The organism is Coriobacteriia bacterium (assembly GCA_013334745.1).
Lineage (GTDB): Bacteria > Actinomycetota > Coriobacteriia > Anaerosomatales > JAAXUF01 > JAAXWY01.
Genome location: JAAXWY010000054.1, coordinates 1 through 14,550 on the forward strand (window position 1 = coordinate 1; position 14,550 = coordinate 14,550).

Consider the following 14,550-nt stretch of genomic DNA (forward strand, 5'->3'; position numbering starts at 1 on the left):
CGTCGAGATCGAGGTCATCGCCTCGTTCGAGTAGGGACGCACGACGCCTGGCTGCTTTCGACCCTGCACGACCATCGGTCGCGCTGCGCCAACACCCGAGGCCTCGCCGCACAGCGGCGGGGCCTCGCTGTGTCAGCGGACGCGAACAACACCCTGACCTGCGTGTTTGGAAGCCGCAGCGCTGGGGCAGACACCATTTTGGTGCATGGTGCGAATCGGGTCTGGGGGCCCGCTCCGAACCGGCCGAGAGCGGCATCCACAGCGATCGAGGGGGCCCTGATCATGTTCGATTCCTGCCTGAAGCTGTCACGAGTACATTCGCTGCGTATCAAGCTGGCGGTTGCCTTGGCGCTCGTCCTGGTGGCGTGTCTTCCGGGCGTGGCGAGCGCCGGAAGCGTCACCAGCGTGGCTGTAGGCACCCAGCCCCTCAAGATCGCGCTGAACCCCATTACCAACATGGTCTACGCCAGCAACTATGGCAGCGGGGATGTGAGCGCCATCGACGGGGCAACCGGCGAGGTCGTGGGCTCCTACCCCGTCGGCACGAATCCCTATTCGCTGGCGGTGGACTCTGTGCGCAACAAGCTCTTCGTCGCAAACCTCGGGGACTTCTACTACGGTACGACCGTCTCGGCCATCGACTTGACGACGGGCATCACCACCACGATCACGGTCGGCACGGGTCCGATGGACGTTGTCGTCGATGAGCTTGCGGGACGCGCATACGTCGCCAGTTTCCGCGGACACAATGTGACCGTCATCGACGCCGAGACCAGTCTGGTCACGACGACCGTCGCCGTGGGGCGCTTTCCGAATGCGATCGCCCTGAATGCCAGCACCGGTAAGGTCTACACGACCGACCAGGACAGCAACACCGTCACGGTGATAGACGCCGCGTCTGGGTTCGCGACCGCATCGGTATCGGTCGGTTCGAGCCCTCGTGCCGTTGACGTGAACCAGACGACCGGCGAGGTCTACGCGTGCGATGGCGGTGGCATCAGCGTCATCGACGGCGCAACCAACGTCCGCACCCGTGGCGTCACTGCCGGTTCGACCTCCCAAGCGGTTGCCGCGGACGAGAAGACCGGCAAGGTCTACGTCGCGAACCAGACCTCGGGAAACGTCACCGTCATCGACGTGGCCGGAGGCTACACCACCAAACAGGTCGACACCGGTTCTGGGTCGAACCCGTACGCAATCGGCATCAACGAGGCGTTGGGCAGGGTCTACGTACCGTGTCAGTACAAGGACAAGGTTGTCGTGTTGCATGCGGCCACCGACGAGATACTAGAGTCCGTGGCCGTTGGCGGCATGCCGTCGGCGATCGCGGTCAACGAGACCACGCGCTACGTCTATACGCCTAACTACACGGGCAACAACGTGAGCTTCTTTGAGACATCGTTGCCGCAGTTCAGGCTCGCCTTCGTCACGGATGGCACCCCCGATGCGTGGCTCTCAAGCGATGCGCAGATGGTCGACGAGGGCGCGAGCGCGGGAGAGGTCTACGCCTTCGCGCCCGCCTACTACCATCTAGCCTATTGGACCGGCACCGGCGGCTTCGCCTCGACCACAGACAACCCGCTGACGGTTGTCGGCGTCACGCAGGACGCCACCTACACCGCGCACTTCGCGCTCGACACGTGCATTCTCACGTATTCGGCCGCCGAAGGCGGCTCGATCGAGGGTTCGACGACCCAGGAGTTTCCGCTCGGCTCAAGCGCCACGACTGTGACGGCCGTTGGGGATAGCGGCTACCACTTCGTGCAGTGGATCGACCGCAACAACATCGACAACTACAGCACCGATCCCGTCCGCGTCGACACCAACGTGTGGAACTCGGCGGATTACGAGGCCCAGTTCGCCCCCGACTACAGCTACTACATCAGCGGTGGAGAGGCGTATATCTACGGATACTCGGGTACGGGCACCTCGACTGTGGCTCCAAGCATGTTTGAGGACTGTCCTGTGGTGTCCGTCGCGACCGGGACGTTCGCTAATCACACGGAGCTTATCCGAGCGACCCTGCCCGACACCGTTCGCTACATCGGGGCCCAGGCCTTCTACGGGTGCACGTCACTGGTCGCCTTCGATCTGCCCGCGAATCTCGTGACGCTGGAGTACGAGGCGTTTCGCGGGTGCACCTCGCTGGAGAGTATGGAGTTCACCATTCCGGACGCCGCGGTTGGGCCATGGGCGCTCGCCGAATGCTCCGCGCTGACGAGCGTGACGATGCCCGCCGACTGGGCAGGCATCCCCAGAGGGACGTTCCAGAACTGCTCGAGTCTGACGACCATCACGATCCCCTCGAGCGTGTCTCGGATTGGGGAGCAGGCGTTCTACGGCTGCTCCGGCCTAACGAGGATCGATGTTCCCGCGGGCCTAACGCAGATTGAGGCGTTCGCTTTCCAGCTTTGCTCGAGTCTTGAGCGGTTCGAAATACCATCGGGTGTTCACGGAGTCGGGCAGTACGCGTTCGCAGGATGCTCGTCCATGACGAGCATCACGGTTCCCGCAGATTGGGAGTCGCTCAGCAACGGCATCTTCGAGAGTTGCAGCAGTCTCACGATCGCTCCGCTACCGCCGGGTCTCAAGTCGATTGGTGACACAGCGTTCGGCAACTGCACCGGGCTCACTCACGTCGAGATTCCCGCGACGGTGAACAGTCTGGGTTGGTACTGCTTCGACTACTGCACCGGGCTGACCACGGTGACGGTGCCCCCATCGGTTACGTCGATCCCAGGCGCTGCGTTCATGGGCTGCTCGGGCCTCAAGACCGTCACACTCCCGCCGAGTGTCACGTACATCGGCTGGGCGGCGTTTGCCTCGTGCACGGGGATGGAGAGCATCGATCTACCGTCCGGACTGACAGGCGTCGGCAACTTTGCTTTCTCGGGTTCAGGGCTCAAGAGCCTGACGCTACCCGCTGGAGTTCAGACAGCAAGCAATGGCATGTGCCAGTCATGCGACAACCTCAAGAGCGTGACGCTGCCCTCCGGGGTGACCCACGTGGTCGCCTACGCGTTCTCGAACTGTGCGAACCTCGAGAGCGTGACAATACCGGCGTCGGTCACCAATCTTGAGGGCGAGACCTTCTCCTACTGTCCCAAGCTCACTTCCGCCTACTTCCTCGGGAATGCGCCGGCATCCGTTGGCCGCAACATCTTCGAGAGGTCAGCCCCGCGCTTCGTCGTGACGATCCGGCCGAATGCGACGGGGTTCGGTCCGCCTGTTCCGGGTCCGTGGGTGCCAACGGGCAATCCGGCTTACGGTAGCTATCCCACCGGCTTCGCCACGTTCACGGTCAACTATGTGTCGGGCGCGGGTGGCTCAATCGAGGGTTCCGCGACTCAGGCGGTAGAAGATGGACTGTCCGGCATCGAGGTGACCGCCTCGCCGTCGCCCGGCTTCAAGTTTCTCAAGTGGTCCGATGAGTCGACGGCGAACCCGCGCATCGACACCAACGTGACAGCGGATGCGACCTACATCGCATCCTTCGCGCTCGACCTCGCATCGAACCCGGATACCTTCGCCGCGCAGGCCAACGAGGTCACCACCGTGACGGCACCGGGCGTGCTGGCAAACGACTCGGCCGTCACGAGTGTCGAGATCGTCGCTGACGCTGGCCACGGCCACGTGACGCTTACAGCCGATGGTGGCTTCGTCTACACGCCGGATACGAACTACGCTGGTGCCGACACATTCACCTACCGTGCTACGGATGGCAGTGAGTGGACATCACCGGTGACGGTCACTCTTCTCGTCGCCCCGCGCACCCTCGAGACCATCGAAGGAACGATCACGGCCGGTGGCAACGGGCTGAACCACATCGTGGTCACAGCCTTCGACGCGACGACCGACCTGTGGGAGGCAAGCGTCTTCACCGACGCCAACGGCCACTACACGATGCGCGTGCTCAACGGCTACCACCACATCAGGTTCACGCGTGCAGCCGACGGCGTGCTCGCAGAGGGCCTCGAGCAGTACTACCAGCACGTCAAGAAGATCGTGGACGCGCAGGTCGTGCGCAACCACATCGGCGAGCGACTGGTGCTCTCAGACGACCTGACGCCGCTGGTCAACCCGACCGCGAGCATCACCGGTACGGTCACGGCTTCGGGGACGCCGCTCGATCACATCGTGGTCACGGCGTATGACGCCACGACCCACCGGGACGTGAAGGGCGTGTTCACCAACGCGGCCGGTGGCTACTCCATCACCGGCATCCCCGCGGGCACGTACCATGTGCGCTTCGGCGTCACGTCACCCGCAAGCATGACGCAGTACTTCGACCACGCCGTGCCGATCACCGGGGCGAGTGTCCTGACGCTCACGACCGGCGGTACGCTGACCGTGTCCTCCGATCTGGCGCCTGAAGCTCCCCTCACGACGCAGACCATCTCAGGCACGGTCACCAACTCCGAGGTGCCGATGAACCGCATCGTGGTCACAGCCTTCAACGCCGCGACCCACGCCTACGTGCGGGGCGTGTTCACCAACGCCTTGGGTGCCTACACGCTCGCGCTTCCCGCTGGCGACTATCACCTTCGCTTCACGGGCATGACGCCTTCGGGCCTGACGCAGTACTACGACCACCAGAACAGGATCAGCAACGCGGCCATCCTCGAACTCGGCTCTGGTGCTGCGCTGACCGTCACAACCGACCTGTCCGGAACGATCACCCCGTAAGCGCGGCTGCCGGGCCGCGCCTGCATCGAGGCCTCGCCGCACAGCGGCGGGGCCTCGTTCGTCTCTGGCTCGCTACCGCTGGTCGCCGCCCCTCTTGATACCGCACACGGGCTATACCGTTAAGCGGCTTGAATAGGCCGCTTATCCGTTCGCCGAGCGCAATTTGCTTGTTTCTCGGCGATTTCGGACATGAAGCATCCAAGGGGATTCACGCCTCAGACTCGTCGCGCCGCCTGCCTGCGGTGTACACGAGCGGGTTACGAGGCGCTTGCAGATGGTTCTGGGTGCCGGCCCGGACGAGCACGTTCGCCAGGCCGACGCGCGGGACCGCATCCGGGAGGAGCGGGACGATGGGAACACGTCGGCTGTGGGAGATGCTCGGCTCTGGCACGCGAGGGCGGGGAGCGCTCCGTCTCGGGCGAATGGCGGTACTGGTCGCCGTCGTGCTCGCCATCGTGCTGTGTGTGACGCCAGCATTTGCGGAACCCCCGCAGTACTCCGTCGACTACACCGCAGACATGGGCGGGTCGATATCGGGCGAGGCGCATCAGCTCGTCTACGAGGCTGGCTCTGCCTCCGAGGTCATCGCTGTGCCGGACCCCGGCTATCTCTTCGTCAGTTGGTCGGACGGCCATCTGGAGGCCTCCCGACTCGACACTAACGTCACTGCCAACCTCAGCTTCTCCGCAAGCTTCGAACCCGAGGGCGAAGAACCTCCGCCAACCTACACGCTTACCTATTCGGCAGGCGACAACGGCTCGATTCTCGGCGACAGCCCTCAGTACGTCGATGAGGGCATGGACGGCGGCGAGGTCCTCGCAGTCCCCAGCTTCGGCTACTACTTCGTCGACTGGTCCGACTCCCTCACCGACAACCCGCGCACCGATTTCTCGGTGTATGGCGATGTGAATGTCGTCGCCAACTTCGCCCTCGACACGACCTACCCCACAGTCGAGCTTTCGGGCGTCAAGCGTGACGGACGCTACCTCGTGGGGGTCGGCCACCAGGCCCAGCTCACCGCGAGTGACAACTCGGGCATCTCGGCGATCGACTATCGTCTGTCGACCGACGAGACGACCACGACGGTGAACGCCGACACGGCGAGCATCGATCTCCCGATCACCCCCGGCGTATACACCTACCTCTACACCGCCACCGACAACAACGGTCATGTCACAGGCGGGCGCTTCACCATCACCATGTTCGAGCTCGCGGCACCCGCGGTCGAGTCGTCGACGCATCCCGTGGCGAACAACTACTACGCGAACTCCAACCCGGTCCTCTCGTGGCCGATTTCGCCGTTCGCGACGGGCTACTCGTGGCAGCTTGAGTCCACCTACGAGATCGACCCCATCGACAGCACCATCGAGTCGCTCAGTGTCGACATGGGCACGCAGCGTCTCCTGAACGACGACGCGGTGAATCCGCACGACACCGTCGCCGCCGACTTCAACGGTGACGGTCACCTCGACCTGGCCACCGCGGAGTACTACGGGTACGGCTATCAGCAGTATGTCCATGTCGCCCTCTACGACGAGGCGACCGATGGCTACACGGCGAGTGCCACGCGCTATCCGACGCCCACGTCTTACTACGGTGTCAGCTCGGTCGCAACGGCCGATTTCAACGGCGACGGGTTCGCGGACCTCGTTGCTGCGATGAGCGACCCCACAGGACGCGTCTCCATCCTGATGAACAACGGTGATGGAACGTTCGGCGCGGGTATCGACCTGCTGATCCCGTCCGTCACCTACATCCAGGATGTCGAGTGCGGCGACATGAACGATGACGGCATCGTCGACATCGTCGCAGGCGCCAGCTACCCCTGGTCGAAGAACGTCGCCGTTCTGATCGGTAACGGGGCCGACGGTGTCGGCGACGGCACGTTCGCGGCTCCGGCCATGTACTGGACGTCAGGCGACACGTGGTTCCTGAAGCTTGCCGATGTCAACGCCGACGACGCCCTCGACATCATCACATCTGCCTACAACGAGACCGCCGAGACCGAGAAGGAACGACTGAGCGTGCTCGTCAATGAGGGGGACGGCACCTTCCCCGACTACGAGAACTCTGCAGCCGTTCCGTACTTCCCGATCGGCGCAGACATCGGACGCGCTGACACCGGCGACTTCAACTCCGACGGCATTCTCGACGTTGTCGTCGGCAACGGCGCCAACTACCCGACTGGACGCGTCTCGCTCCTGCTGGGAACCGGCGGCGGGTATCTCGCGGATCCCGTCCAGCTTCCGTTCACATTCGGCGCCGCGCGCCAGCTGCTCGTCTCAGACGTCAACAAGGACGGGAAAGACGACGTCGTCATCGCCGACAGCAACTTCACACTCTTGCGCACGCTGTACGGGCAGGGCGATGGATCGTTCGAAGAGACAAGCACGAGTTACGGCGCCTCCCACTACTTCTCGTATCTGGGCGACGTGGCCGACCTGAACAATGACGGCGTCGACGAGATCCTCGCGTGCGGTACCGCCGTCGAGGCGTACTACCCGAGTCTCTCAGTGCGTCTCGGCCCGCTCGCCGATGGTGGCTACTACCTGCGCGCTCGCGCGGTCTCGACTCCCGAGTCCGCAGCGGGGCCCACGGCCAGCCGCTTGATTCGCATCGATACATCCGACCCAAACGTGAGCATCTCGGGTGTGACTGACGGGGCGACCTACGAAGCCAGCGCGGTGCCGGATGCTGTTCTCACGGCAGACGGCACCTTCTCAGGCGTTGCAGGCCTGTACTACCGCGTTGTCGGCGCGTCCGAATGGACGACTGCGACCGGCTACGAGGCGACCATCGACATCCCTGCGACCACGGGCTGGCATCACTACGAGTTCCGTGCGGTCGACGAAGCCGGCAACGAGAGTGAGGGCTCGTTCCGAGTCGGCGTCCTTGGCGCCGTCACGGGTCTGAGCTCTCCCACGCACCCGGTCGAGTCGACGTGGTACAAGAACAACGCGCCCGGCTTCCTGTGGGCGCCGATGGAGACCGCTTCAGGTTACTCGTGGCTGCTCGACCAGGTGGCCGAGCAACCCGATCTGGACACGGTTGCCGACGGCATGAACGTGGACTTCTTGGGACCCAGAGCGGTTTCTGAGGGCATCGCTTACAGCGATGTCGCCGTGGGCGACTTCAACCATGACGGCACGCGCGACTTGGCCTCGACCCGATACGACCGACCCTGTAGCGTGGATATCGCGTACGGCAACGGTGACGGAACGTATCAGGCGCCCGTCACCATCCAGACTCCGAATCCCGACAGCGGCTACTACGCCGAGAAGGTCGCCGTGGGCGACTTCAACGCTGACGGCTGGGACGACCTGGCGATCAGCCAGAACGACTGGAATGGCCGTGTCAGTGTGTTGCTCAACCAGCAAGACGGCACTTTCGCCGGCACCGACTATGCCACCAACGGCGCGTATGCCTCTGGCATCGTGACCGGTGACGTCAATGACGACGGCGTGCTCGACCTGGTTGTCGCGAACAGTCAGTACTGGGACCGCAACGTCGCCGTGTTCATCGGCAACGAGACCGACGGCGTGGCGGATGGCACCTTCCAAGCGGCAGTTACGTACTGGACGCGGTTCAGCTCGGTGTCCCCGAAGCTCGTCGACATGAACAACGACGGTTCGCTCGACATCGTCACCGCCAACATCGATGACAACACCGTGAGCGTGTTGCTGAACGAGGGCGACGGCACCTACCCGGTCGTCGGAGGACCGAATGCGTCGCTCGCGTTCGAGGCCGGGCAGCGTCCGGAGGTCATAACCGTCGCGGACTTCACCGGTGACGGCAACCTCGACGTGGTTGCCGGCTCCAGCGGCTACAGCACGATGCATCTACTCGTCGGCGACGGTGACGGCAATCTCGGCACCCCGACACTCATCGGCGGTGGAGCAAACTCGCTTGCGACAGATGACCTCAACGCCGACGGTTGGCCCGACCTGATCGTGGTCGATCAGGTGAACATGCGAGTGCAGCTCTGGATCAACGACGCCGGTACCCTGAACGCCAGCGATGCGTACGGCATCATCTCTTCAGGCGGCACCACGCGAATCGCGATCGCCGACCTCGACGGAGACCAGCTCGACGACCTCGCGTACGCATCGGCCAACGGTGTGGAGATCCTCAAGCGCGACCTCCCGGTCAAGTACTCAGACCTGTCGGATGGGCTGTACTACTTCCACCTGCGCGCGCTTGGTGCGGACGGCACCGCGAGTGACGTCGTCACGCGTGAGGTCCGCATCGACGCGAACGCCCCGAACGTCGCAGTGACGGGCGCGACCAACGGCGCGCTCTACCAGCCCGGGGAGGTCACGCAGCTCGATGTGGCGATGCATGACTTCGGCAGCGGCGTACAGTCCCTGAAGTGGAAGCGCTCGACCGACTCCACCTGGACCGTGCCCGAAACCGAGGAGTTCTCGATCCCGGTTCCGACCGATGCCGGTTACTACCGCTACATCTTCAAGGCGAAGGACCTGTCCGGTAATGCCTCGAGTTCGGAGATGCGCTTCACGATCGGAGCGGCGATAACCGACCTCGCGTCGGGTAGCCACCCCGATCCCGCAACGTGGTACTCCAACTCGTACCCGACGTTCTCATGGACGAACGGCGTGGGGGCACCCGGCACCGCGTTCAATGTGGACGCTTCCGCAACCGCTGACGCTGCCGGCACGACCGCCGGTATGACGTGGGCGACGTTCCAACCGGCGATGACTGCTGGCGGTTCGACATCGTCACGCGAGCTCAAGCTCGGCGACATCGACGGCGACAGCCTGCTGGATCTCGTTGCGGTCGACGCGTACAACAACTGTCTCACCGTGCAGATCGGCGCCGGCGACGGCACCTTCGGCGAGTCCGTGGTGTACGCGATGCCCGAGAAGACACAGCCGGCCGACGACGGCCCCAACGGCCTCGTCATCGAGGACTTCAACGGGGATGGCGCCAACGACATCGCAGTGGCCGACAACTTCAAGATCGGCCAAGCGCTGGTTCTCCTCAACAACGGTGACGGCACGCTCGCCGACCCGGTCAGCTATGCGACTGGCGGCGAGTATCCGCAGAAGATAGTGGCTGCGGACTTCAACGGGGATGCTGTGAACGACCTCGCGATCACTCACGGAGGGTATGACTATTCCGGCATGGGAGTCGGAGTCCTTCTCGGAAACGCCGATGGCACGTTCGACGCGGCCAGGCTCTTCCCGTGGAATACCGCCAAGTACGGCGAGCTCGGCCTCGGTGACTTCAATAGGGACGGCAACATCGACCTCGTCGCGTCCCGCATGGGTGAGCCGTATCTCACCTTCGGCTACGGCGACGGGAACGGCGACTTCTCCTACATCGACAACATGTATATCAACGCCGAGTCATTTGGTCTGGCCACCGGAGACATGAACGGCGACGGCTACACGGATGTCGCCAGTGTGGACACCGCAGGAGGCGCCGTTCAGCGACTGTTCAGCGCTGGGAACGGCGGCTACAACACTGACACGTCGTATGGTTTCGCGACCCCAGGTAGTCTCGCACTCACCGACTTCAATGGCGACGGCACGCTCGATCTCATCGTCATGGAGGCCGGAATGGGTCGCTGCTCCGTGACTCCGGGATACGGAAACGCCTACTTCGCAGGTCTGTCGACGTACTACTTCGGCGGAGACCTCAGCAAGATCGCCACTGGCGACACGAACGAAGACGGCTTGACCGACTTCGTCACAGTGGACTCGCTTGAGGGCGCGAAGGTCATACGCGGCTACGGAAGCTACACGCCTGACAACAACTGGTACGACGACGGCGTGTGGTTCCTGCACACCCGCTCAGTGGGTACGGACGGAACCACGGGCGACACGGCCTCGCTCGAGTTCCGCATCGACACCAACGCACCACAGTTCACCGTCAGCGGCATCGCCGACGACGGCGCGTACATCGCAGGATCGACACCCACTGCTACGGTCAGCGTGACTGACGCAGCGTCTGGCGTCCTTCCCGGCTCGGCGTGGTACCAGATCGATCCGTTCGACAGCACACACCACGATCCGGATACCGAACCGACGATTACGATGCCCACTGAACCCGGCACGTACTCGTTGTCCTGGCATGCCGAAGACCTCGCAGGCAATACGGTCGATGGCTCACTGTCGTTCACGCTGGTTGGCGGTGTGGAAGGGCTCAATTCGCCCACACATCCCGATCCCGAGGCCTGGTACAACAACGATACTGCGGGCTTCGATTGGACGAAGCTCAACACCGTGGGCTACTCCTACCTGCTCGATCAGGATCCGAACACGGTTCCCGACCTCACAGACGAGATCAAGCCAACGGTGGGCGCCGGGTTGCTCAACAGCTGGCGTTCGTATGACACCGAGTACGACAGCGAGTACGTCGCGACCGGCGACCTAAACGAGGACGGCCACCCGGACATGGTGACGTCTGATCGCTGGGACGCATGCATCACGATACGTTTCAACGATGGTACGGGCGGGTTCGACGGCGGCTCCAGCACCTTGGATGTCGGTAGCGAGCCCAGTGGCATCGCGATCGCGGACTTCACGGGCGACGGTCATGTCGACATCGCCGTGGCGAACTACGACGACTACACCATCTCGATCCTCACAGGTGACGGTGCAGGCGACTTCACGATGCTGAACACGTTCGAGACCGTGGCTGAGCCGTGGGAGATCGCCGCAGGCGACATCGACCAGGACGGCAACATTGACCTCGCCGTCTCCTCGTTCTCGAACAGCGAGTTCAAGATCGAGTTCGGTGATGGCACAGGCGCCTTCCCGGACGGTGAGTACTGGGGTACCGACGAGTCCGGTGAGGGCGGAATCAAGCTCTCAGACCTGGACCGTGACGGTGATCTTGACGTCGTCTATGCGACCTATAACAGCGCGACCATCGCGTACGCCGAGATATACGAGCCCGGCGATGTCTCCTTCTCGAACCAGGCGGTCGTCTACACAGACGCCTACCCGGAAGGCTCCGTTGCGGTAGGCGACTTCAATGAAGATGGTCACGACGACATCGTCTTGCCCGATGAGAGTGACGGTTACATGTCCGTGATCTTTGCGGATGACGGTGACTTCTTCGAGTCGCGCCAGATTACTCTCGATCAGATCTCGTGTTGCGAGTACGGGGCGGCCACCGGCGACATCAACGACGACGGGCACCTCGACATCGTCAGCGTCAACGAAGACGAGGGTACGTTCTCGGTATGGGTTGGAGACGGCGAGGGTGACTTCGCCGATAGGGAGGACTTCTACGCCTACTTGCTCGGCTATGGCGTCGCGACCGCAGACTTCAACGGTGACGGCCACGACGACGTGTGCGCCGGAGACGACGAGAACGGCGTCGCGGTGATGTTCGGCGGGGATGCGGCGTCTCCGGCAGCCTTGACTCTGTCCGACCCGGTGATCTATCCCACCGGTAGCGGTCCGCGCACCGTGGTCTCGGCGGACTTCGACGAGGACGGATCCCCCGACCTCGCGACGGCCGACGCGAACAGCGCGCAGCTGACGATTCAGCTCAACAACGGTGACGGCACGTTCGCCACTCACGCGACGCATCCCACAACGGGTACCACACCGCGAGGGATCGTCAGCGCCGACTTCAACGGCGACACACACGCGGATCTCGCTGTCAGCAACTACGATAGCGGGTCGATCGGCCTGTTCTTGGGCAACGGTGACGGCACGTTCCAGGACCAGGTCGAGTTCGGCGGCCTCAACCTTCCGGACGGGTTGACCGTGGGTGACTTCAACAACGACAACCTACCTGACCTGGCAACCGTGAGCGACGGCGGAAACTACGCCTACTTCCAGGTGCTGTACAACGACGGTGAGGGTGGATTCGGCACTCACGAGACGGTGTACGCGAACGACGGAGCAAGTGACTACCTGCTGTATGGCTCCATCGCTGCAGGCGACTGGGACGGCGACGGTAGCGATGAGATTGTCGTCAACACCCAGTACGGCATCTGTATGGCCGGGAACGATGAGGGCTGGTCCCTCGCGTTCGAGGACACCTACAACAATCCCTCGGGCGGCTCGGTGAAGGTCGCCGACTTCAACGACGACGGCTCGCCGGACATCGCGATCGCGGGCGGCGGCAACAGCAGTCTCAAGATCAAGCTCAACACGAACGACGGCTCCTGGAACGAGACCTGGTACAACATGCCGCAGTACTACAACTACGGCATCACTGTGGGCGACGCGAATGGCGATGGCGCACTGGATATCGTGACGACCGATGACGACAACCGGGGCGTCTCGCTGTTCATCAACGATGGCAGCGGCTACTTCTATGGCAATCCGGAGTTCCACGCCGTCTCCTCCCTCGGATGGGGCGTGACAGCCGCGGACTTCAACGATGACGGCTGTGACGACGTGGCCTTCACCACCGAGGCGTACGACCCCGACCTCGGTTGGCAGGGCAAGCTTGGCGTGATGTTTGGCAGCAAGCCGCCCAGCGCTGCTCAGTTCGGACCGCTTGCAGACGGCACCTACTACTTCCACATCCGTCCCACCGCCGCTGGGTTCGGTGGCCCCACCTCGACCATGCAGGTCAACATCGACACGGCCGTTCCTACCGTCGAGATGTCCGGCGTGACCGACGGTGAAACCTACACTTCGAACCAGCAGGCCACGATCACGGGCGCTGACAGTGGTTCCGGCGTCGATCGCATCGAGTGGCGCGACGTGGACGGTCCCGACTGGACATCCGTCGCCGGCGACACCGCAACGATCGACTTCGTCACAGCCGACCCGGGTACGTTCACATGCGAGTACGTCGCGTATGACCGTGCGGGCAACGTGAGCGAGACCGGTCGCTTCACTGTCACCGTCCAATCCTCCGGAGCACGCGTCGAGTTCGGCGCCAGCGAAGGCGGTTCACTCGAGGGCACGACCTCGCAGTTGGTCGAGTACGGCTCCAGCACCACCACAGTCACCGCCAATCCCGCGGTGGGTCATCACTTCGTGGACTGGACCGGAACCGGCGGCTTCGAGACCACGACGACCAATCCGCTTGTGTTCGGTCCGGTCTCGGCTGACGTGACCATCACGGCGAACTTCGCGCCCGATACCCGCACGCTGACCTACCTGGCCGGCGAAGGCGGCTCGATCGAAGGGTCTGCTGCACAGACGGTCGACTACGGCACCGACGGCACCGAGGTCCTCGCCGTCGCAGCTTCCGGCTACCGATTCGTCGAGTGGTCCGACACCGGCACGTCATCGAACCGCACCGACGCCAACGTGACTGAGAACGCGACCTACACCGCGACGTTCCGTGAGTTTGCGGCGCATCCCGATACCTTCACCGTCTCAGCTAACGAGACCAACACGATCGCCGCTTCAGGCGTGCTCGCCAACGACGTCAACGTGGCCAGTGCTGAGCTTGTCAGCGGTGCGTCCCACGGTGACGTCACTCTCGAGGCCGACGGCTCCTTCACCTACGTGCCCGACGCCAACTACACAGGTGCCGACTCGTTCGTGTATCGCGGTAGCGACGGTGGCGAGGATCGTACCGAGCCCGCCGTGGTGACCCTGCTGGTCTCGCGCACTCTCGAGACCATCGAAGGCACGATCACGGCCGGTGGTATCGGGCTGAACCACATCGTGGTGACCGCCTTTGACGCCAGCACGGATGCGTGGGAGGCAAGCGTCTTCACCGACGCCAACGGCCACTACACGATGCGCGTGCTCAACGGCTATCACCACATCAGGTTCACGCGTGCAGCCGACGGTGTGCTCGCTGAAGGCCTCGAGCAGTACTACCAGCACGTCAAGAAGATCGTGGACGCGCAGGTCGTGCGCAACCACGTCGGCGAGCGACTGGTGCTCTCAGACGACCTGACGCCGCTGGTCGACC

General features: G+C 63.4%; 2 protein-coding genes. Both read left to right on the forward strand.

The features are described 5' to 3' along the window. Positions 1 to 282: 282 nt before the first annotated feature. The gene (locus tag HGB10_10800; protein ID NTU72287.1) at positions 283 to 4,686 is read left to right on the forward strand and encodes a leucine-rich repeat protein; all 4,404 of its coding nucleotides are present in this window, start codon (positions 283 to 285) and stop codon (positions 4,684 to 4,686) included. Between the two features lie 350 nt (positions 4,687 to 5,036). Continuing rightward, positions 5,037 to 14,550, forward strand: a 9,514-nt coding sequence (locus HGB10_10805) for a cadherin-like domain-containing protein (protein NTU72288.1), incomplete at its 3' end; no start/stop codon positions are given.